We start from the raw sequence: 19,964 nt of genomic DNA, 5'->3' as shown, positions 1-19,964 counted from the left end.
GGTTGTGTATGTTGGTTTGAAGTATGTTACAGGTTAAAAGGGGTGGGGGCAGCATGAAGCGGCAGCCGATTTGTGTGGAAACGTCTATTAATGGTGATATGGATGAAGTGTGGGAGAAGACACAAAATCCAAAGATGCATGAGCAATGGGATTTGCGGTTTACATCGATTACGTACTTACCAAAGCAGCCGAACGAACCGCAACGATTTACATATCGCAGGACAATTATCCCGGGAATTTCTGTGAAAGGTTGGGGTGACTCTGTTAGTCATCATCATTCTGAAGATGGATCACGCACATCCTCATTGCATTTCGGAACAGAACAAAAAACATCCCCAATTAAAGAGGGGCGAGGGGTTTGGAAATGCAAGTCTGAAGGGGACTCGATCCAGTTTTCGACACAATATGATTATGAAACACATTATGGTAATGTTGGGCATTTATTTGACGGGTTATTATTTCGTCCGTTGATGAAGTGGGGAACCGCTCTTAGTTTTGATGTTTTGAAAAGATGGGTTGAGATAGGGGAAGAGCCTGCTACCCAATACCGGCGCTTTTTCACTCACTGGATGCTCGTGTGGATGTTTGCCTTTGTGTGGGTTTATCACGGCCTTGTGCCGAAACTGTTATTTATGCATCCGCTTGAAATTGCTATGATACCCAGTTTCCTAGAATTAAGTCAGAATCAGATGGAAGGCACTGTGATAGTAGCTGGGATATTTGAAATTGTGGTGGGACTTCTTTGGCTCTTCTACTCCCAGAAACGTCATCTGTTTTTCGTCCAAATTGGTATGTTTTCAGGGTTAATGATAGCAGCAATCGTTGCAGATCCTACCATACTGACATATCCTTTCAATCCATTAAATTATAATCTGGTGCTGGTGATCATCTCGGTTATCGGCTATATGAACGCAAACGCCATTCCCACAGCTAAAACGTGTCTTCGGAGGGGAAAGGCAGCGTTATAAGCAAGAACGAGTTGTGACACAAATGCCACTCCACGTTCTTGCTTATGATTTTCAGGGGCACCAAGGCGTTTCGGCTTTTGTTTTTTAGCAGTCATACTCGTATCACCATATAGTCACCGTTTGTTAACTGGACGACGTCTGCTTTCATGGCTTTGGCAATATCCTTGGTCATGTCGGCAGCATCTTGTTCATTTTCAGCCAACAAAGAAAGGCAGTTGCTGGCAAGTATCCGCTCCTTCACAGATGTAATATAGGCAAGAATCGTATATTCAGGTCTCATGGATGACTCTCTTCCCATCAGGCGCGACCTCCTTTTGCTTTATTCATCACACTATGGGCTTTTTTGGCGCTTTCAAGCAATGGGCACTGTTTAACTGCTTCAATAAATGCATCAATATCTTGCTTGATCGGGATAAGAGCAATAACAATTCGCCCATCAACATAATCCTTACGTGTGAAATTATACCGTTTATTTCCAAGTGCCCGAGTTACCTCAAACAAGGCTGCCTGACGCTGTCCAAAGTTATCCAGATTAATTCTAAAGTGATTTTCATTGGGTTCAATAACTACGGCCATGCCTTCAGCTTGAAACAAATCTTTGGCATTCTCTGTGCCTAATAAATTACTGACGAAAATCCCATCCACATACAAGCTTGCCCCCTTGATTTCAATTCCGCCTTCACGAACTACTGCAATATCTCCAATGGTCTTTCCTTTGGTGAAGTATTTCAATCCGCCTGCCACACAAATCGCAGCAACAATACCGATGACATTATTCAGCCACATATTGAAATGCAAAGAGCTTATGACGATTGAAGCAGCCAAGGCAGTTATAAAAGCGATGTAATTACGCGCCTCGAATGTTTTGGCGATCCCGTCAATATAAGCATCACCTCGGTATGTATATTCTGTGTTTTCCAAATCGCTGAGACTGTCTTTCTCCATTTTACGGACATCTCTGAATTGCTGAAGGGCAAGCGTCAGAAATATTACCGCAACGAAGTTCATGCTCATTAAGGCAGGGACAGCCACGGCACCAAGTGCTGCTGCCACAAAACCGGTAATAATATGAATCAGGTACCCATTGGGATAGCTGGGATATTGTCGGTAATCTTCTTTTAAAACCCAAATTCTAGCCATTGTCCCCGCCAAAACAGCCACAATGATAACCCCTAAATCTTCTCCAGAAAGCATAGGCTGGTCTTCCATGAAACATCACTCCTTCTTATGATTAGTGTTTACCATTCATGCTTTTTCATGAAGAAAAACCCGGCGAAAAAGAGTTCTTCAAGAAGAACGATAATTTGACAAATTTATACATGATCTACATTACTTTCTTAAACAAAAACACACTTGGGACTAACGAATTAGCATAGCTATAAAGTCTATAATGACCACTTTTAAATAGGCTCTTTTACTAGTCGTTAAGACTCAATTTTTAGAAAATACAGTTTGTGAGATAAACAAAGCATATGCGATTAAATGAAAGTAAAATGTTCTTTATAAAGTATATTTCGCTTATTTCACGATTTTGAATTTTTGATTTGTTGTTCTATACTCTCGCCAAATGATTCACAAAAGTTCAGCACAGATCAATCACAAAGCAAGATGATGAATTCGACAAGAGAAGGAGGGGGTGAAAAGTCCGGGTTCCGATTTCATTGGACATTAGGACAATAAAACATGAAGAAGACAACTTTATGGCTTGGCGTGATACTCATTCTGTTAGGTTCAACAACGTTATATGCCGGAAATCAGTCGGCAGGATTCAGACTGGAGCAGACATACAACGACATGATGGCAGTGTGGGATAAACAACTGGATGAGCAAGTCAAATACGGAGAACGGGAGATAATCACCATCCGTAATATGAAAATGAATGCAGGTAAAGAAGACTTTTTTAAGGACATGTCCGAGTGGAACCGGACAAGTATACAAACAGCTGATTCTGAAGTGGCGACCTATCACCATACATACATGACAAACTTACAAAAGGTCGAAGAGAACATTAGCCCGGTGGACAAGCTTAAGATTTATGAAGAAAAAAAGAAAGCACAGATTGAACAGGAGATTGAGGAGGATATGATGTCGTTTTTGGAAGGGATCTTAAACGACTGACCAGCTAAAAAAAACGAAAAGGGGAAATTGACTATGAAAATGCTTGGAACAGTTAAAGGAAAATTAATTGCAGGAACGCTCGCTGTAGGTGTTATTTCAGGTTCAGGATTTGCTCTTGCCAATACTGACGCAGGAGAGAACTTGAAAAACTGGTATGAAGGTGTGTTTAACGACAGAGTTGCAGCTGCTGAGGAAGAGGCAGATGCTTATGCGGAATCGAAGGAGCAGGAGTTTGAAGGTTATTATGCCGACAGAAAGGACCATCAGGGTGGTATTGTAGACCGGCATAGAAATAAACAAACCAATAATGCTATAGATGGAATTGCCGCTGCTAAACAAAGTCACCTTGAGGATTTGGGAGCAACTAAGCAGGAGATTATGGGGCAAATGGAAGTGGAGTTCTACGACGCTTTTGTAGCAGGTACAGCTGAAATCGTTGCACGTGGTGATGCAGCGGAACAGTGGGTTAAAGATGACCTTGAAGCGTTTGGAATAGAACAGGAATCAAGAATGCTCGAACAAGTCACTAATGATTTAACAGCTGCAAAAGAAGAAGCTGTTACAGACCTTGAAGAAGCTATAGAAGCAGCTAAACAAGAAGTGAGCGCTGAAGTCGAAGCACGGGGTGAAAATTTGGAAGGAAACTTTAGAACACAAATCAATCACCAGTTAACACGTATAGAAAATAAAACCAATGAAATTTTACAAAGACTGCAGGAAGAGCAAAAAACAATCATCTCTGAACACGCTGCTGATCTCGAACAGGAAGCAAAAAACGCTTTGGATGATGTTGTTTCAGGCATTTAAGATCAAGGCGGCCGAGGCATGAAATCCTCGGCCTTACATATAACGGGGAGGGGGATACAAGTGAGGCGAGCCAAATGGATCAAATGGGGGTTAACCAGTCTTGCTGCAATCGTCATGATCATTATGCTGACCACAGGTGGAATGCGGGTGGCATTTGCTCACCAGGACATGAAAGGGTTGTTTATGCAATGGTTTGACAGAGAAACAACAAGTGCAATCGCAGATCTCGATGAATCCGTGACAAAAGAGCAGCACAAGCAGACACAACGGCTGAAGTCAGAGGTTCAGAACCGCATTAACGAAGCGGAAGCAGAGCTTGTTGCTTATAAGAACGATGTAAAAGAATCAGCTATAAATGAAATCAGACAATACGCAGATACCCTTGCAGAAGAAGTTAGTACCGATACAAGTCAAGAGCGATCGGCTTATCAGGCAAAGCTAGATCAAATCGTTGCTTCAGCACTAGCAGAAATGAACAATGTCCCTTACAATCCCCCGGAATCAACAGAACAAGAACCAGAAAAGGAAGCAGATAAAGAAGATAACCCTAAAAAAGAAATAATAAAAGAAGAAACTGATTCTCAGCCCAAAGATGATTCAAATGATAAAAAAGACGATAAACAGAAAAAAGAATCTGAACCTGAATAAAAGGATGAGAAATATATGGAAAACACAATAACCGAAACCACAAATTCACAAGCTGCTTCCAAACAAACTATAAAAAGTTTATTTAATTGGCTTGGCTTTATCCTATTTCTGGCTATTCTATTTTTCACAGTTCGATTTGCCATAGGGATCATTATTGTTGAAGGGGATTCAATGGCTCCGACGATCGGTAGTGGAGATGTGTTTTTATCGAACAACGTACTGTATGACCTTGATCGCCATGACGTCATTGTTTTTCAAGATGAGAAGGGGTTTGATGTCATTAAGAGAGTGATCGCACTTCCTGGTGAGACAGTGGAAATCACTTCTGGAACGATTTATGTAAATGGAACCCCAATGGATGTCTCCTCCACGAAGGGCATCCCTAAAGATATGTTGTCTGTAACTGTTCAGGAAAACGCCTATTTCGTCATTGGTGACAACCGTGATCCAGGTGAAAGCCTTGACAGCCGCGATCCTTCTATTGGGTCAATTCCCGAAAACCGTATCAAGGGTGAGGTTGTATGGTCGATTAAACCATTTGGCAAACTGCCATGATCCATCCAATAAAAAACAATACTGACTGTCGTGAAGACAGCCAGTATTGTTGTCTTAGGTTGATTTACAGCCAGGCTGCGCCGACGATTATCAGCAGGATAAAGAGGACGACGATCAGAGCAAAGCCGCCTCCTGCATAGCCGCCACCACCATAATTTGGTGCGCCATAGCCATAGCCGTATCCGCAATTCATTCCATAACCCATGAAATTACCTCCTCTTTGTTATTAATCGGTTTAGTAACCATAACCGCCAACGTAAGCCGTGCCTACGATGATCAGTAAAATGAACAACACTACAATCAAGGCGAAACCTCCGCCATAACCTCCATGTGCTTCACTCATAAAAACACCTCCATGAGCATTTGTTAATTAATATATGCAATTGTCCGGTTCTTGCAATGGACTTTAACCCATTTGGGCGTAATATGGGCGTTCGTCCTTAATACCATTCAATCCCCACATGCGCTGCAGCTACGATGATCAGCAGAAAGAATAAACAACGAGCAAAACAATAGAAGTGTTGTGGCATTTGTGATAATGACTCATTGGTTTTCCTTCTTTTTGTAGGGATACCACATGTTATGCGACCCCTATGCAATTGCCCGGGACAAAAACCCATTTTGGATAAAAAAGGGCGTTCATACGATACGACTGGTTGGATATCCCATTCAAAACATATCGACATACATAGACTGGCATAGGGTGCGTTAATTAACGCACTTTGTAAATTGTACAGAGGAGGTGGCATGTTGTCAGTTCAACATTATCATCAGATGTGTCGGCGTTATAAAGGAAGGGCGGTAGAGGTGCGGACAAAGCGTGGACAAATTCACAGGGGGATTATTATGAATGTGGATGATCGACAGGTGTTTTTAAGGCCTATCGGTGCTAACAAGAATCTCGGAGGCTTTGGGTACGGTTTTTACCGCCCTGGTTATGGTTATTCTCAAGGAGGTTACTACAACAGAGGCGGATTTGGATTCGGAATTGCCCTTGGAGCCATAGCAGGACTCACTTTACTTCCCCTTTTCTTTTGGTAAAGCCATGTCATACAAAAGCCAGTCTCACCAGGCTGGCTTTATATATGTTTAAATACGCCACTTTAATCCGTAACAATTCATGTACATTATAAGTAAACTGTGAACTAACTTATGACTGCCACTGGCAACCGCTCGGGGGAAACACTGCTCTTTCCGCGGGCGCTGCTGAGCCTCGGTCTGACGACCTCCGGGGTCTCATCGAGGCTTTGCATCCCGCAGGAGTCTCCGTGTTTCCCCCGAGCTGGGTGATAAGGATTTACCCTCCCCGCTTCTTTAGGAATAGAACGGCTCAAGCACTGACTAACATAAAGTGATAGGAGCGGAGGGAAGTCGACTCCTGCGGGAACAGCACGAGTCCGAAGACCCCGCAGAGGTGATCTTCCTCGAGGAGGCTAAGGCCGTGCCCGCGGAAAGCGACTTCCCGTAGCGGAAATCACGATGCTCATACAAACATTGACTTAGTTATTCGGCGTTTTCAAGACATAAATCGGAAAACCACGTGAGATCACCATACGATTAGTAACTTAAAACTACCCAGGTCAGGGAGCTGTTTTTTGAATTTTCATTAGTTCGGAGTTTGTGTCTACTATTCGTTTGGGGTTTTTTAGGCGTAAGAGTAATACTCTTATAGAAAAGTGTCTTCAGTTTTGTGCCAGACTGGCGATGTTTTCTGATGGCGTCTCGAGAAGTTCCGGCCAAGTTGTTGCTGTTTGCTTAACATAAGATTTGACCATATGATAACCAGCTGCATAGCCTGCCATAGCCGGATACCGTTGTTGTCCATATAAGATGCGGTCATGTAAAGGGTGGCTCCGTTTTAAAGTTTGATAAGGTCTAATAAACTTTTCGATAATATAGCTGATTTCTTTGGCATTGTAATAATTTGTCCAATTTGCAGTGTTTTCCTTTCCCAAAAGATCATAAACAGCGTATTCCGCAAGCCCCTCCATGATTACACTATCAATAAAACTTATTTCGTCCTCTGTCTTATGATAATGATTGAGTCGGGCCACATGGTTATATTCATGAATGAATACGGACCTGATCTCATGTTCATCATGATGTGCAGAGACAAATAAAAACAGTTTGTCATAAAATGAAAGCCCTGCTTTACCGTTGTAATCCCTTTGAAGCTGATGGTTTTCTGTATCAGCCGGTAAAATGAAAACGGGGACTTTCGGCACTTGCCATGACTTTTTTAATTTCAATTTCTCAGCTTTGACGGTATACCATATCCGTTTATCCAGTTGCGGTACAGGCGTTTCCGGGTTACGGGAAGATGGTGCATATAATCCATGGGCATGCAAGTGTTTATAGATGTCTACAGCACTGGCCTCAGGGAAATATTTTTCCAACCGTTTGCACCAGTACATTACATCCTCACTTTTCTCCAACCATAAATCTGTTCTTATAACTCCCATAAATTCACCCCCATCAATCACGATTTAATTGATGAACTGGGACAAAGTCATGATCGATTTGCCCCGTTTATGAATATACTATTAATGTATGTGAATTGAGGTGCTTAAAATAGCAAGATTTAAGAAAGGAGATGTTATGATGTTTCCCGTTCAGCAGAGACGTATGGAGCGAAACAGACCGATGCCTATTCGGCCTGGATTTCCCCAAAACAATCCCAGTGGCGCTCCCCGCAGGCCCTTTGCAAAACCTCCAGCACAACCACCGTACCCAGCCAACCCATTTGCCAGACCGCCTGTTCAAAATCCGCCATTCCCAGGAAGCCAAAGTTATGGTGGCGGTGAAACAGGTCAGTTTCCCGGCAAAAAGAGTGTTGCCAATCTGACAGCGATGTTCCAAACACCAGATGGCCAGTTTGATATTGAAAAGATTGCAACAACTGCTCAGAGCATTAACAAAATATACAATGATGTCAGTCCAATGATTTCTGGATTTTTGAAGAACAGAAAATAAATCAAAAAACTTATTGAAAAGCCGGCAATTATCTATTGCCGGCTTTGTTTATCTCGATTCAGAACAGGTATATGACAAATGTCATATGAACAAACTGACAGATGTGACTACCAGACGTGACGCCGATTTTCTATAATATAAGTAGAGAATTTATGATGCTGAAGGAGGGCTTCTGTTGAGCCGTAAAAAACAAGTTGAATTAAAAAAAATGGCTGCTCCATTTGCAAAATCCGATACAAGAGCAAGTGTATACCAATTAATCAATACGATTTTGCCTTTCCTGTTCATTTGGTTCCTCGCTTATCAAAGTTTGTCCATATCATTTATGCTTGCAATCCCCTTCATACTTCTCGCTTCGGGATTTGTCGTGCGGATTTTCATTATATTTCATGATTGTACACATCAATCTTTCTTTAAAGGTAGCCAAGCCAACCGAATTGTTGGTACAATTACAGGGATTATAACGTTGTTTCCCTTTGAAAAGTGGAAGAGAAATCATGCCATTCACCATGCAACGAGCGGAAACCTCGATAAGCGGGGTACGGGTGACGTTTGGGTCATGACAGTAGATGAATACTTAAATGCATCGTTTTGGGGACGGATGGCATACAGGTTATACAGAAATCCGATCATCATGTTCGGTTTTGGTCCATTGTACCTGTATCTCATATCTAATCGATTTAACCGGGTGGGTGCAAAACGCAAAGAACGGATCAATACGTATGTGATTAATCTGTCTGTCATATTGATTTATTCGGGGTTAATGTTGTTGATCGGCTGGCAGGCATTCTTAATGATCCAGCTTCCCATCATGTTTATAGCTGGAGCACTTGGAATTTGGCTGTTTTATGTTCAACATCAGTTTGAAGATTCCTATTTTGAGAATGAGGATGAGTGGAGTTTTGTAAAGGCTGCGGTAGACGGAAGCTCTTATTATAAACTGCCAAAAATACTGCAATGGCTGACTGGGAGCATTGGTTTCCATCATGTTCATCATCTGAGCCCGCGTGTACCGAATTACAATCTTGAGAAGGTGCATGAATCAACCCCGCCATTACAGCAGGCGACGACCATCACGCTGCTCTCAAGCCTTAAAGCTCTTCGCTTTAGATTGTATGATGAAGCCCATAAAACGTTTGTCAGTTTTCAAGAAGTTAAAGCAATTATGAAACAGAAACAACTGCAATTAAAATTGCAAAAAAGAATAACTGCGCTGCAAGAGAAATAAACCTACGTAAACCCGGAGGCCAGACCCATGCAAAAACAGAGATGGTATCATATTGTTCCGAAAAACACAGGTCTCAGTATTTATGCATGGGTTGCGTTTTGTATTTTGCCTTTTTATTTTGTATTTAAGACTGCCTCAGTACCAGGGATTATTTTTGGGTTGACCATGATTATGTTGTTTTTCACTGCTTATCGGTTGTCATTTGTTTCCACTGGTTGGCCTGTTTATACGTCTGTAGCGATTGAAATGTTTATTAATATATTAATGACTGTAATACTGGGGTATGTTTATTTTGCTTTGTTGTTGGCGTTTTACATTGGTAATCTTCCTAAGAAATCAGCTTTTATTTCTTTGTATGTGATCCATCTGACGACAACACTTGCAGCAGCAAGCCTCGGTTTCTTCACACAGACTGATGTTTTTTTGTCACAACTGCCGTTTATTGTGATTAGTCTCATCGGTGTTATATTTTTGCCGGTTAATTTATATAGCCGTGCAAAACGTGAAGAGCTGGAAAATGAGTTGCGGTCTGCAAAGGAAAAACTATCTGACTTGGTCGTACTGGAGGAGAGACACCGGATCGCTAGAGACCTTCATGATACATTGGGTCAGAAACTGTCACTCATCAGATTAAAAAGCGAGCTTGCAGATAAAACGATTCATTCGAATCCCGAACGGGCTCAAGAAGAGTTAACAGACATTAATGAAACAGCTCGGATTGCACTTAAAGAGGTACGAGAGATGGTTTCTGACATGAGAAACGTCAGACTGCACGAAGAAATACTTCGGGTACAAGCGATGCTGAAAGCCGCAGAGATTACATGGGAGATTCAAGGAGAAACAGAGTTGAGGCATACACCGATGCTTGCAGAAAATGTTCTTACCATGTGTTTGAAGGAAGCTGTAACAAACGTTGTTAAACACAGCGAAGCCAGTCACTGCCAGATCGCGATTTATCAGACCATTGATGAGGTAAAGCTTCTCATTACCGATGATGGCAAAAGTTTTAAGTATGAAGATGCTTCTATCAAACATAATGGGCTCAGAGGCATGAGAGAAAGACTTGAGTTTGTGAATGGTACACTTGATATTACGACAGAAAAAGGGACCACCTTGAGTATTCGAATTCCGAATGTGGTCAAACACATAACATAGGAGAGATGGCCGTGATTCGGATTGTAATTGCTGAAGATCAGCGCATGCTGCTGGGGGCGTTGGCTGCTTTACTTGATCTTGAAGAAGACATTGAGGTAGTCGGGAAAGCTGGTAATGGAGAGGATGCACTGAAACTGGTCAAACAGTATGAGCCGGATGTTTGTATCATGGATATTGAAATGCCCATCAAAAGCGGTTTGGATGCAGCGGAGGAATTAAAAGACCACCCGTGCAAAATTGTTGTGTTGACCACTTTTGCACGTGGCGGCTATTTTGAACGGGCTCGGCAAGCTGGAGTGAATGGATATTTATTGAAAGACAGTTCAAGTGATGAATTAGCAGAATCCATAAGAAAGATTATGAGTGGCAGGCGTGTGTATGCACCCGAACTGATTGATATGGCCTTTGACCCAAAGACACCCTTAACCGAACGCGAGGAAGAAGTTTTATATTTAATTGCAGAAGGAAAAAAAACAAAAAACATAGCTCATTCCCTTCATTTAACGAATGGAACAGTGAGAAACTATGTATCAACCATTCTTGATAAACTGGAAGTGGATACACGTATTGAAGCTGTTTCTCTCTATAAAGAAAAAGGATGGTTTCGAAAATAAAAGAGTCTGTTTCCAAACCATAAAACCGCATTGCCTGTGTGAATTTCATTCAGGCCATGCGGTTTTAAACATTATCCATCTTCCTCAATTGTAATTTTCTCTGAAGTTGGTTTAGGGATTGTGATGACGAGCTGTTCTGCCTTCAATCGGGCCTTTGTTTTTGATCGAGGGATTGGGAAGGGTAAACGCACAACACGGCTCATTTGATGCGTATTTGTTTTTTGTTCAAACATATTTTCTTCTTCATTATAAACTTCATGATTCGTTTTTGTATTCACTATTATATTTAGATTGTGACCTATGATTTCGAGATGAATTTGTTCCTGTTTTATCTTCTCCAGATATGCCGTAATGACAAAAACGTCTTTCTTTTCTTCAACATCAACCCAGAAAGGTTTTAAGTCAAACATGGAACTCATTTGTTTAAATGAACCTTGAAACACATGATCCACTCGATTCATGAATTCGCGAAAAGGGGTTAAGTCAACGTCAAATCCGTTTGGAAAAGGATCTTTTTTCCATTTCATTAATCGCCCACTCCTCTTCAACCAAGAATCTAGCATACTGTTAATGTATGCACATTTGGAGAATCAGAGTGGGCGGACATTCTGATAAAATGTTACATCGCTTCCTTAATCCCACGCCTTACGAGCCACCAATTTGCTGGATAGCTGGTGAGGAATCCTAAAATCATAGCGATTTGCATCATAAACCAATACGTTGCTTCATTGGGTTTAGGTGGTTCGGTGAATAACAGAAAATGAACAATAGCCATCCAGCCAAACATCCCGATTTCAAATGCTATCAGTGACAAGGTATCAGCTTTGATGGCATTTTTTAAGGTAGCAATTTTACCATTTTTCTTATTCATGGGGTAAACGGCGAAAAATTGGAATAAGATCCCGAATAAATATGCAAGAATAAATTCTACCACATAATGGGCGAATAAAGTCATGCCGAAGATCGTAAGCCGTGTGATCGCAACGATTGGCACTCCGACTGCATCCCCGAAAGTGCATCCTGCTGAACAATGAGAGGTCGACATGAACACTTTAGAACCAAATCCACGTGTATCGTCGCCTTGAAAGTCTTTTGCTTTCAAACGGCCCCATTTAAAATAAGACCATATGGCAAACGGTCCAAAGAACCATCCATTAATGATCCAGACAGCATTCATAATCCCCATCATTTGGGGTGATTAAATACATCGATCGCTATTATAATAGCGCTGCCGATGCCAATTCCAAGCGCAATCCAAGAGATAGTTGTCAACATAAAAACACTCCATTCTTTAAAAAAATGGTTTGTTTTTTGTCTACCCGTTTGGAATGAAATTAAACGAAAGCTATTTGACATCGGGTTTCGGAATATCATTTCCATTCTTATTGATGGTGACTTTTTTCATACGTTGATCTTCCAGAGGTTTGTCCCGTTCATCGCGTTCAGCAGAAACAATCTGGTCAACTGTATCCATACCTTCAACAACTTTCCCGAAAGCAGCATAGTCACCGTCAAGATGTGTAGAAGTTTCGGTCATGATGAAAAATTGTGACCCAGCAGAGTCTGGGTCGCCCGACCGGGCCATTGACAGCACACCACGCTCGTGAGAAAGATCATTCTCAAAACCATTGGAACTGAATTCACCTTTAATTGAATGGCCTGGTCCCCCAGTGCCGTTCCCTTCCGGATCACCTCCTTGGATCATGAATCCGGGAATAACCCTGTGAAAAATCAAGCCATCGTAAAAGCCATCCTCCGCAAGTGACACGAAATTGGCTACCGTGTTAGGAGCAATGTCTGGATAGAGTTCGATCTTAATTGTTTCCCCGTTGCCCATCTCAATCAATGCCGTGGGTTTCTCGCCTGAGGTTGATTCATTTTCACCCTGATCCTGTTGTTCTTCTTCATTTTCAGAGGTCCCACAAGCTGCTAATAATAAAAGCAAGGCCCCCAAAATCAAAATCCCCTTACAAATTCTCAACTGATACCTGACCATTCTAAAACTTCCTTCCATATGTAATACATCCATTATAATCTCTTTCACCAATAAGTAAATAAAATCTCCACCCCCCCTTAGTTAACAATCTAAGAAGACTGTGAAATAACTTATGACTGCTTCTGGTAACCGCCCGGGGAATTTAACTCTTTGTTGGTTCGAAGTTTGTGGGTTGGGGATTTTAAAAGGGAGCTGCGTTGGCAGCTTCCTTTCTACTTTTTTGGTGTTTAGTTATTTTGGTTTTTAGCTTTACCTTTTTTATCGTCTTTGTTCTGATCTTTAGGAATGATCACGTCGAGTTGGGTCCAGTCGAAGGTGCCGTTCCTAATTTGTTCGCGACGTTCTTTTGTAATGTATGTGCGTTTGGATTTAAGGTGGTAATCACCAACTTTATCTCCACCCAGCGGCCGTTCGTGTGATAAAACAAATGCTGCAAGGTCCGCTGCTTCTTGATCTGTTAAGCTTCCTTCCTTTCCTTTAGGCATGTTATTTTGGATAAACCCGGATGCTTTCTCAATCTTCGTCATCCCAGCAGCTTCATTAAAGGATCCATCTCCCCATAATTGCGGGCCCGTATGGTCACTTGTACCCGAACCATCTGTAGCATGACATGCGATGCAATTCTTTTTTGTGAATAACTCTGCCCCGTTTGCAACGTCAGGCTCTGGAACCTTTTTCTTATCATTGCTCATACGCCATGTTATATCATCCTCTGATTCGACATCTTTGGATATAAATTCAAAATAAGCGACCATTGCTTTCATCTCACGGCTGTCCTTATCAAGCTTTTCCCCATTCATGCTTCTAACAAAACAGCCGTTAATTCGGTCTTCTATAGTTGTAAACTCGCCCCTGCGCATAATCGGAAACTTTTTGGTAATGCCGACCATTGGAGAATTCGGAGCAAGACCGCCATCACCGTGGCAACTCATACAAGACAGCTCATTGCCAACGTTTTCAGGGACAATAGCTTTGGTGTCGTCGAATACTTTTTGCCATATAGAATATCGTTATCTTCATCCAATGCATCGAGCTCTTCTCGAATATCTCTGGCATCGTACATTTCATCTTCGCCACTGGCCATATTGGAGCAGGCGGCTATAACGGACAAACTTATAAATATAAGCCACACATAACGCTCCTTCGTCAGAAACATGGTATTCCTCCCTTATATCAATCTATTAATTTTCTATACCCAGAAAATCATATTGAAAAACGAATGTTTATTTTAAATTGTGCATGGGTAGATGAAATTGTAATAGATAGAGAAGATAGGGAGGGAAGCAAACATTGAAGCGCTTGATGTTATTGTCATTTGTTTTTTTGCTCTCGGGATGTAGCGATATCGCTGTGTTAAATCCGAAAAGTGTAACTGGACAGGAACAAGCTTATTTAATCTGGTTAAGCCTTGGGATTATGACCTTGGTCATACTCGTCGTATTTGTTTTATTTGCATGGTTTACGTTTAAATATCGCTACACTAAAAACAAAGACGGTTTTGTCCCGACTGATGTAAAAGGGAATTTAAAACTAGAATTGACTTGGACGATTATTCCGTTTGTTTTACTTGCTATTTTAGCCGTGCCTACGATTATGACGACATATGATCATTCACCTGAATTGCAAGCTGATAATCGTGAAGGTGCAGATAAAGAAGGTACTCATATTAATGTAACAGGTCAACAATTCACTTGGACATTTGAATATGAGAATGGAAAAACGGTTCATGATGAATTGATTATCCCCGAAGACGAAACAATTGTTTTTCATATAACCTCAAAAGACGTGATTCATTCTTTTTGGATTCCAGAATTGGCTGGCAAAGTTGACGCTGTCCCGGGCAGGGTCTACACCTATGAAATTAAGGATGCAGAAAGAGGCACTTATAGAGGTAAATGTGCAGAGTATTGTGGGATACAGCATACCAATATGGTTTTTAACACAGAAGTGGTTTCAAAATCTGATTATGAGGACTACTTAAAAAAACCAGATAACCAGGACGACTAATCTTAAAATTTGTAGGAAGGAGCAGTGAAAATGTATATACCCTTTTTTGAAAAACATGTCCCATCTGACGTTATAGCCGCCTGGGTATCTGTGATTATTATTGGCATTGTCTTGGCTACATACGTCATTAAGCAAAATAAGTGGTCTGTCATTTGGGAATATATGCGCACAACTCACCACCGTAAAGTGGGAACACTCTATATGATTTTTGGTTTTCTGTTTTTTCTCAGGGCAGGTGTAGATGCGTTATTAATTCGCTCACAGCTTGCTTTGCCGCAAAACGAATTTTGGTTATTTCAATTCCAGAAATATAATGAGGTGTTCACCACACATGGCACCATGATGATTTTTTTTGCAGCAACTCCTATGCTGTTAGGCCTGATGAACGTCGCTGTCCCATTACAAATCGGAGCGAGAGATCTAGCGTTTCCATTTCTGAATGCGGTCGGGTTTTGGCTGTTTTTCGCCGGGGGAATGCTCTTTAATCTAGCTTTCTTTTTTGATAGTGCTCCGGCGATTGGCTGGACAGGCTATGCGCCGTTGTCTACATCGTTATTTACACCAGATGTCAATTCTGACTACTATGTATTTGGGGTACAGATATCGGGGCTTGGTACGATATTCACAGCATTGAATATAATTGTAACGATATTCAGACACCGGGCTCCAGGCATGAAACTAATGAGAATGCCACTGTTTACGTGGGCAAGTCTGATTACATCGTTTTTAATCCTTGTGGCTTTTACAGTGCTTGCTATCGGTTTATATCTGTTAATGTTTGATCGAATGTTCGACACGAAGTTTTTCAACGGCCCTGATGGTGATCCGATATTCTGGCAGCATTTATTCTGGATTTTCGGGCATCCGGAAGTATACATCCTGGCACTGCCGGCATTCGGACTATTCTCTGATATTATAACCACATTTTCCAAGAAAAGAATATTCGGCTATCCGGCTATGGTAATCTCAATTGGCACAATCGCATTTCTCGCGTTTACAGTTTGGGTACACCATATGTTTACAGTCGGTCTCGGCCCGCTGGTTAATACAGTATTTGCCTTAACGACGATGGCCATCGCTGTCCCGACAGGCGTAAAAGTATTTAACTGGTTGTTTACAATGCGAGGCGGGGTATTGCGAATGACAACCCCGATGTTATTTTCACTCGGGTTTATACCTTCATTCGTCATGGGAGGTGTGACCGGCGTTATGCTTTCGGTATCAGCTGCCGATTTCCAGTTCCATGATTCACACTTTGTGGTGGCTCACTTTCATTACGTTATTTTAGCGTCAACGATATTAGGGATATTTGCAGGGATTTATTACTACTTCCCTAAGATTACGGGATACCAATTAAATGAAAAACTTGGGAAATGGCATTTCTGGCTGTTTTTAATTGGATATCATCTGACATTTTTCCCAATGCATATTACCGGCATGAATGGGATGCCACGGAGAACATTCACATATGACGTTGGGGAAGGTTTAACGGCCACTAACTTCATCAGTACAATCGGTGCATTTCTCATGGGAATCGGGGTCGCAGTGATGTTCTACAATCTGTTTATAACCATACGAAAAAAAGAACGTGTCGGTTCTGATCCGTGGGACGGAAGGACACTGGAATGGACTGTTGCTTCACCAGCACCAGAAGATTCTTTTCAGCCCATGCCGATTGTAAAAGAGATGGACCCCTATTGGTACGCGAAACAACGGGGAGAGGACTTGGAAACAACTGATGAAAAATTGGCATCCCCTATTTCCAGAGACTCAATTATTCCGTTTATTATGGCCAACCTGCTAGCGGTCCTTTCATTCGGTTTAATGTATGGCTGGATCTGGCTTGCTGTACTTGCAGGTGCAGGTGTGTTCATGTGCTTTATCATTAGAGCCTTTCGTGATGAGCGGGAACAATACTACGGAAAGGGGGAAGATGGCCATGAATCAGTATGAAGCAGCTCTCTTCAACGATAAAAAGTTTGGTTTTCTCATATATCTTTTCGTTGAAGCTATTATGTTTTTAACGTTGTTTGCCACATATCTGATCTTCACCCCTTCCTCAGAAGGGCCGCATCCGTCAGACGTATTTGAGACGAAAAGTGTTATCTTGTCTTCCATATTCCTGCTATCTTCAAGCGGAACATTGATAATGTCTGAACGAGGCCTAGAAGGAAAACAACTTAAAAAACTTATACCCTGGCTTGGGGTCACATTATTGTTTGCGCTTGTGTTTCTTGGTCTGGAGATTAGTGAGTTTTATACGTATGTACAGGAAGGTTACACGTTAAGCACCAGTTCGTTTTTGAGTTCATATTATGTGCTGGTTGGCCTGCATGCGGCTCACGTAGCGTTCGGATGTGGATGGATGATTGTTTTATTCATACAGCTGAAACGGCATATTCCGCACAGCTTATATATCGAAAAGTATAAAATATTTTCCTATTACTGGCATTTTGTTGATATCGTTTGGATTGGTATTCTGCTGGTTGTGTATGTGAGGTATATATTTTAGCAAAACATTAGATTAAAAGCTGCTGAAACTCTAATTAGAGATTCAGCAGCTTTTTTATCTAGCAAACGTCATTACACGTCCTTGTGTTTTTGGGGTGATCAATTGTGTGTATGACGAATTCATGAACACTCTTTCAAGTGTAACAAAAGTCACATATTGCACGTTAGGGGGTAACCTATACTTGAGTTAACACATCAGTAAAGAGGTGAAGTTAATGCTTAAGCAAATGCTTGAAAAAGACTGGAATCAGCTGGCAGAGACTAGAGTTCCTGATGCTAAAACAGAACTGGATCAATCCCCATACAGCACGCAGCTTGGAATGGATATGGCTGATGATGCTCGCAGGGTTGTTGCAGGGAACCTGGATATTAAAGCATTCCATAAAAAATATCACTCATCTCTGCTCGGGGAATTTGGTGATTTATTCACCCAGGAACCGATCGATGAAGAGGGAAACACAAAGAAAGGCGTTAAATGGGGAATGGTGATTGACCTGCAGAAATGTGTCGGGTGTGATTCCTGTACAGTCGCATGTAAATCAGAAAATAGAACCCCACCAGGCATTTCCTATAATGTGGTCCTAGAAGAGGAAATTGGAGAATTCCCTAACTTGGCAAAGGTGAACTTACCTATGCCTTGTATGCATTGTGATAAGCCACCATGTGTTCAGGTCTGCCCGGTTAAAGCGACCTTCAAACTGGATAATGGGATTGTCACAATCGACAATGACCGCTGTATCGGATGTCGATACTGCATCATCGCCTGCCCCTATGGTGCACGTTCATTTGATTTTGGTGAAAGCTATGAAGATGAAATGCTCAGTTTTAATGATGTAACAAGCCCTGAATATGGCATTGAACGGGGAGAGCGCGGTAAACGTAAAAGTCCAATTGGTACAGTTCGAAAATGCAATTTCTGCTTGCATAGACTTGAACGTGGTGAAGAGCCTGCCTGTGTGGAAACGTGTATCGGGGATGCAAGATTTTTCGGTGACCTTAATGATCCGAACTCAACCGTTTCAAAACTTGCAAACAGCCCACGCGCATTTCGACTAAAGAGCGAGCTCGGTGCTGGCCCTAACGTTATTTATCTAAAATAAGAGGAGGTGTAGCAGTATGGCCACGTTAACGAAACCTGATATATCAAGCGAGTCAAAAATGAGTCCAGCGTTTAAGTGGTGGGTTGGCAGTTTGTTGGTGCTGCTTGCAATAGGTGGTTATTTTATCATTGAACGACTTGTGCTGGGACTCGATACGACCAATTTATCTTCCATTACCCCGTGGGGTGCATGGATTGCCTTTTACATTTTCTTCGTTGGTCTTAGTGCCGGATCGTTTCTGTTATCATCGCTGATCTATGTTTTTGGCATGTACCAGTACGAGCGCATCGGTAAAATGGCATTATTTACAGCAGTCGTCTGTATGATCGTTGCTTTAACATTTGTCTTGATGGACCTAGGACGCCCTGAACGTTTTATTAATGCCATGGTGTTCTGGAACGTGATTAGTGTCCTGGCATGGGAAATTCACTTTTACGTCGTATACATTACGTTACTGGTTGTTGAATTGTATATCGCCATGCGAGAAGACCTTGTTCGGCTGCGACCTGCTCAGAACATTCGCGGAAAGGTTGCCCGCATGCTGACATTTAGAAACAGTACCATTAGCGATCAGACTAAAAAAGAGATCACCGTTGGATGAAGATACTAGGCATTATCGGCATACCGCTTGCAATTCTTGGTGTACACGGAGGCACAGGAGCACTGTTCGCTGTAGTTGGCGCTCGTTCTGCTTGGAATACAGGATTATTTCCGATCATATTCGTTGTATCCGCCATGGTCTCTGGCACAGCGCTATTGTTGGCAGCCTACATTATTAAGACAAAAGTCAGCAAACAGCCGATAGACAAATCGATGGTGATATCACTCGGGAAAATGATGATCGCATTTCTGTTTATCGATTTACTTCTCCAGTTCTACGAGTATCTCGTTGGTGTATACGGTCTTGAACCTGAACACTTACAGAATATGGCGATCCAGATGGGTGGACCATACAGTTGGTCATTCTGGGGTGTACAGATGTTTCTTGGGGCAGCTGTTCCGATCTTCATTATTTTTTATAAGAAGACAGCCGCTAATATTAATGCCATTCTGACAGCTGCTGTTCTTGTGGTAATTGGAATCATTGGTGTTCGTTTCAATATTGTGGTTCCATCCCAGATTGTTCCGGTATTTGAAGGGATGCCTGCTGGGAATTACTATCCGACAATTAATGAGTGGATGGTCAGTGTCGGTATTGGTGCCATGGGACTGTTAATTTTCACCATAGGCGACAGATTGTTGCCCCTCGAAGAATCCCCTGAAAATATGGAAAGGGAGGGATAG

25 protein-coding genes and 1 pseudogene are annotated in these 19,964 nt (G+C 41.9%); 16 read left to right on the top strand and 10 right to left on the bottom strand.

All coding sequences use genetic code 11. The annotated features are described in order from the left end of the window. The first annotated feature begins 53 nt into the window (after positions 1-53). Positions 54-968: a DoxX-like family protein gene (locus JNUCC1_RS00770; protein ID WP_156643572.1), complete on the top strand. Its 915-nt coding sequence runs from the start codon at positions 54-56 to the stop codon at positions 966-968. Between the two features lie 91 nt (positions 969-1,059). Here the strand turns inward: JNUCC1_RS00770 and JNUCC1_RS00765 are convergent, their stop codons facing one another. Together JNUCC1_RS00765 and JNUCC1_RS00760 are read right to left on the bottom strand one after the other, a co-directional pair. Beyond that, the gene (locus JNUCC1_RS00765; RefSeq protein ID WP_156643571.1) at positions 1,060-1,266 is read right to left on the bottom strand and encodes a capping complex subunit for YIEGIA; all 207 of its coding nucleotides are present in this window, start codon (positions 1,264-1,266) and stop codon (positions 1,060-1,062) included. Next, entirely contained in the window at positions 1,266-2,177 is a 912-nt protein-coding gene (locus JNUCC1_RS00760) for a YIEGIA domain-containing protein (protein WP_156643570.1), read from the bottom strand. Before JNUCC1_RS00760 ends, JNUCC1_RS00765 begins: the two co-directional genes overlap by 1 nt. A 474-nt stretch (positions 2,178-2,651) precedes the next feature. Here JNUCC1_RS00760 and JNUCC1_RS00755 point away from each other — a divergent pair, with 474 nt between their 5' ends. From JNUCC1_RS00755 to lepB, 4 genes are read left to right on the top strand one after another with little or no spacing between them, the layout of a single operon-like run. Next, on the top strand, positions 2,652-3,086 hold the full coding sequence (locus tag JNUCC1_RS00755; protein WP_156643569.1) for a hypothetical protein: 435 nt from the start codon (positions 2,652-2,654) through the stop codon (positions 3,084-3,086). Between the two features lie 33 nt (positions 3,087-3,119). Next, on the top strand, positions 3,120-3,893 hold the full coding sequence (locus JNUCC1_RS00750; protein ID WP_156643568.1) for a hypothetical protein: 774 nt from the start codon (positions 3,120-3,122) through the stop codon (positions 3,891-3,893). A gap of 60 nt (positions 3,894-3,953) precedes the next feature. Then, positions 3,954-4,541, top strand: coding sequence for a hypothetical protein (locus JNUCC1_RS00745; protein ID WP_156643567.1), 588 nt, complete (start codon positions 3,954-3,956; stop codon positions 4,539-4,541). 15 nt (positions 4,542-4,556) lie between these two features. Then, on the top strand, positions 4,557-5,096 hold the full coding sequence (gene lepB / locus JNUCC1_RS00740) for a signal peptidase I (RefSeq protein ID WP_156643566.1): 540 nt from the start codon (positions 4,557-4,559) through the stop codon (positions 5,094-5,096). A gap of 64 nt (positions 5,097-5,160) precedes the next feature. Here lepB and JNUCC1_RS19405 read toward each other — a convergent pair. Then, positions 5,161-5,241, bottom strand: a pseudogene (locus JNUCC1_RS19405) (YjcZ family sporulation protein); the annotation flags it as partial. Positions 5,242-5,331: 90 nt separating this feature from the next. Next, positions 5,332-5,439 (bottom strand): YjcZ family sporulation protein, encoded by a 108-nt coding sequence (locus JNUCC1_RS00730; RefSeq protein WP_156643564.1) that lies wholly within the window; start codon positions 5,437-5,439, stop codon positions 5,332-5,334. Between the two features lie 407 nt (positions 5,440-5,846). Here JNUCC1_RS00730 and JNUCC1_RS00725 point away from each other — a divergent pair, with 407 nt between their 5' ends. Continuing rightward, a complete protein-coding gene (locus JNUCC1_RS00725) occupies positions 5,847-6,137 on the top strand; it encodes a hypothetical protein (protein ID WP_156645324.1) in 291 nt (96 codons plus the stop codon). 641 nt (positions 6,138-6,778) lie between these two features. Here JNUCC1_RS00725 and JNUCC1_RS00720 read toward each other — a convergent pair. Then, a complete protein-coding gene (locus JNUCC1_RS00720) occupies positions 6,779-7,558 on the bottom strand; it encodes a DUF2268 domain-containing protein (protein WP_156643563.1) in 780 nt (259 codons plus the stop codon). Positions 7,559-7,694: 136 nt separating this feature from the next. On the opposite strand from JNUCC1_RS00720, the gene JNUCC1_RS00715 reads away from it, so the two are divergent. From JNUCC1_RS00715 to JNUCC1_RS00700, 4 genes are all read left to right on the top strand, one after another. Next, positions 7,695-8,069 carry a YppG family protein gene (locus JNUCC1_RS00715; protein ID WP_156643562.1) on the top strand — a complete coding sequence of 125 codons (375 nt, stop codon included), beginning with the start codon at positions 7,695-7,697 and terminating at the stop codon, positions 8,067-8,069. 175 nt (positions 8,070-8,244) lie between these two features. Then, positions 8,245-9,297: a fatty acid desaturase gene (locus JNUCC1_RS00710; protein WP_156643561.1), complete on the top strand. Its 1,053-nt coding sequence runs from the start codon at positions 8,245-8,247 to the stop codon at positions 9,295-9,297. Positions 9,298-9,324: 27 nt separating this feature from the next. After that, positions 9,325-10,452: a sensor histidine kinase gene (locus JNUCC1_RS00705; protein WP_156643560.1), complete on the top strand. Its 1,128-nt coding sequence runs from the start codon at positions 9,325-9,327 to the stop codon at positions 10,450-10,452. An 11-nt stretch (positions 10,453-10,463) separates the two neighbouring features. Further along, complete coding sequence (locus JNUCC1_RS00700; protein ID WP_331713540.1) at positions 10,464-11,066, top strand: response regulator transcription factor; 603 nt, start codon at positions 10,464-10,466, stop codon at positions 11,064-11,066. Between the two features lie 71 nt (positions 11,067-11,137). On the opposite strand, the gene JNUCC1_RS00695 is transcribed toward JNUCC1_RS00700, so the two are convergent. From JNUCC1_RS00695 to JNUCC1_RS00675, 5 genes are all read right to left on the bottom strand, one after another. Beyond that, the gene (locus tag JNUCC1_RS00695) at positions 11,138-11,593 is read right to left on the bottom strand and encodes an Hsp20/alpha crystallin family protein (protein ID WP_197431584.1); all 456 of its coding nucleotides are present in this window, start codon (positions 11,591-11,593) and stop codon (positions 11,138-11,140) included. A 92-nt stretch (positions 11,594-11,685) separates the two neighbouring features. After that, positions 11,686-12,243, bottom strand: coding sequence for a DUF4396 domain-containing protein (locus JNUCC1_RS00690; RefSeq protein WP_231746924.1), 558 nt, complete (start codon positions 12,241-12,243; stop codon positions 11,686-11,688). A gap of 168 nt (positions 12,244-12,411) precedes the next feature. After that, a complete protein-coding gene (locus tag JNUCC1_RS00685) occupies positions 12,412-13,062 on the bottom strand; it encodes a peptidylprolyl isomerase (protein WP_156645323.1) in 651 nt (216 codons plus the stop codon). Positions 13,063-13,289: 227 nt separating this feature from the next. Next, positions 13,290-13,994: a c-type cytochrome gene (locus JNUCC1_RS00680; protein ID WP_156643557.1), complete on the bottom strand. Its 705-nt coding sequence runs from the start codon at positions 13,992-13,994 to the stop codon at positions 13,290-13,292. Continuing rightward, positions 13,991-14,218 (bottom strand): hypothetical protein, encoded by a 228-nt coding sequence (locus JNUCC1_RS00675; protein ID WP_156643556.1) that lies wholly within the window; start codon positions 14,216-14,218, stop codon positions 13,991-13,993. The genes JNUCC1_RS00680 and JNUCC1_RS00675 overlap by 4 nt, the downstream gene beginning before the upstream one ends. Positions 14,219-14,352: 134 nt before the next feature. On the opposite strand from JNUCC1_RS00675, the gene coxB reads away from it, so the two are divergent. From coxB to nrfD (JNUCC1_RS18885), 6 genes are all read left to right on the top strand, one after another. After that, complete coding sequence (gene coxB / locus JNUCC1_RS00670) at positions 14,353-15,069, top strand: cytochrome c oxidase subunit II (RefSeq protein WP_156643555.1); 717 nt, start codon at positions 14,353-14,355, stop codon at positions 15,067-15,069. Positions 15,070-15,099: 30 nt separating this feature from the next. Further along, positions 15,100-17,022, top strand: coding sequence for a cytochrome c oxidase subunit I (locus tag JNUCC1_RS00665; protein ID WP_156643554.1), 1,923 nt, complete (start codon positions 15,100-15,102; stop codon positions 17,020-17,022). Next, positions 17,009-17,581, top strand: a complete 573-nt coding sequence (locus JNUCC1_RS00660; RefSeq protein ID WP_156643553.1) for a cytochrome c oxidase subunit 3 — start codon at positions 17,009-17,011, stop codon at positions 17,579-17,581. Before JNUCC1_RS00665 ends, JNUCC1_RS00660 begins: the two co-directional genes overlap by 14 nt. Before the next feature lie 214 nt (positions 17,582-17,795). Beyond that, positions 17,796-18,680: a sulfate reduction electron transfer complex DsrMKJOP subunit DsrO gene (dsrO, locus tag JNUCC1_RS00655; RefSeq protein WP_156643552.1), complete on the top strand. Its 885-nt coding sequence runs from the start codon at positions 17,796-17,798 to the stop codon at positions 18,678-18,680. Positions 18,681-18,696: 16 nt separating this feature from the next. Further along, a complete protein-coding gene (gene nrfD, locus JNUCC1_RS18890) occupies positions 18,697-19,281 on the top strand; it encodes an NrfD/PsrC family molybdoenzyme membrane anchor subunit (protein WP_269448124.1) in 585 nt (194 codons plus the stop codon). Continuing rightward, positions 19,278-19,964 carry an NrfD/PsrC family molybdoenzyme membrane anchor subunit gene (nrfD, locus tag JNUCC1_RS18885; RefSeq protein WP_269448123.1) on the top strand — a complete coding sequence of 229 codons (687 nt, stop codon included), beginning with the start codon at positions 19,278-19,280 and terminating at the stop codon, positions 19,962-19,964. The genes nrfD (JNUCC1_RS18890) and nrfD (JNUCC1_RS18885) overlap by 4 nt, the downstream gene beginning before the upstream one ends.

Origin of the sequence: Lentibacillus sp. JNUCC-1, from assembly GCF_009741735.1 — a bacterium.
GTDB lineage: Bacteria > Bacillota > Bacilli > Bacillales > Amphibacillaceae > Lentibacillus_B.
This window is presented reverse-complemented; position numbering and strand designations above follow the sequence as displayed.

Coding starts and splice junctions, on each gene's coding strand:
- JNUCC1_RS00770 (WP_156643572.1), top strand. CDS start 54: ATGAAGCGGCAGCCGATTTGTGTGGAAACGTCTATTAATGGTGATATG.
- JNUCC1_RS00765 (WP_156643571.1), bottom strand. CDS start 1,266: ATGGGAAGAGAGTCATCCATGAGACCTGAATATACGATTCTTGCCTAT.
- JNUCC1_RS00760 (WP_156643570.1), bottom strand. CDS start 2,177: ATGGAAGACCAGCCTATGCTTTCTGGAGAAGATTTAGGGGTTATCATT.
- JNUCC1_RS00755 (WP_156643569.1), top strand. CDS start 2,652: ATGAAGAAGACAACTTTATGGCTTGGCGTGATACTCATTCTGTTAGGT.
- JNUCC1_RS00750 (WP_156643568.1), top strand. CDS start 3,120: ATGAAAATGCTTGGAACAGTTAAAGGAAAATTAATTGCAGGAACGCTC.
- lepB (WP_156643566.1), top strand. CDS start 4,557: ATGGAAAACACAATAACCGAAACCACAAATTCACAAGCTGCTTCCAAA.
- JNUCC1_RS00730 (WP_156643564.1), bottom strand. CDS start 5,439: ATGAGTGAAGCACATGGAGGTTATGGCGGAGGTTTCGCCTTGATTGTA.
- JNUCC1_RS00720 (WP_156643563.1), bottom strand. CDS start 7,558: ATGGGAGTTATAAGAACAGATTTATGGTTGGAGAAAAGTGAGGATGTA.
- JNUCC1_RS00715 (WP_156643562.1), top strand. CDS start 7,695: ATGATGTTTCCCGTTCAGCAGAGACGTATGGAGCGAAACAGACCGATG.
- JNUCC1_RS00705 (WP_156643560.1), top strand. CDS start 9,325: ATGCAAAAACAGAGATGGTATCATATTGTTCCGAAAAACACAGGTCTC.
- JNUCC1_RS00695 (WP_197431584.1), bottom strand. CDS start 11,593: ATGAAATGGAAAAAAGATCCTTTTCCAAACGGATTTGACGTTGACTTA.
- JNUCC1_RS00690 (WP_231746924.1), bottom strand. CDS start 12,243: ATGAATGCTGTCTGGATCATTAATGGATGGTTCTTTGGACCGTTTGCC.
- JNUCC1_RS00685 (WP_156645323.1), bottom strand. CDS start 13,062: ATGGTCAGGTATCAGTTGAGAATTTGTAAGGGGATTTTGATTTTGGGG.
- JNUCC1_RS00680 (WP_156643557.1), bottom strand. CDS start 13,994: ATGAGTTGCCACGGTGATGGCGGTCTTGCTCCGAATTCTCCAATGGTC.
- JNUCC1_RS00675 (WP_156643556.1), bottom strand. CDS start 14,218: ATGTTTCTGACGAAGGAGCGTTATGTGTGGCTTATATTTATAAGTTTG.
- JNUCC1_RS00665 (WP_156643554.1), top strand. CDS start 15,100: ATGTATATACCCTTTTTTGAAAAACATGTCCCATCTGACGTTATAGCC.
- JNUCC1_RS00660 (WP_156643553.1), top strand. CDS start 17,009: ATGAATCAGTATGAAGCAGCTCTCTTCAACGATAAAAAGTTTGGTTTT.
- dsrO (WP_156643552.1), top strand. CDS start 17,796: ATGCTTAAGCAAATGCTTGAAAAAGACTGGAATCAGCTGGCAGAGACT.
- nrfD (WP_269448124.1), top strand. CDS start 18,697: ATGGCCACGTTAACGAAACCTGATATATCAAGCGAGTCAAAAATGAGT.
- nrfD (WP_269448123.1), top strand. CDS start 19,278: ATGAAGATACTAGGCATTATCGGCATACCGCTTGCAATTCTTGGTGTA.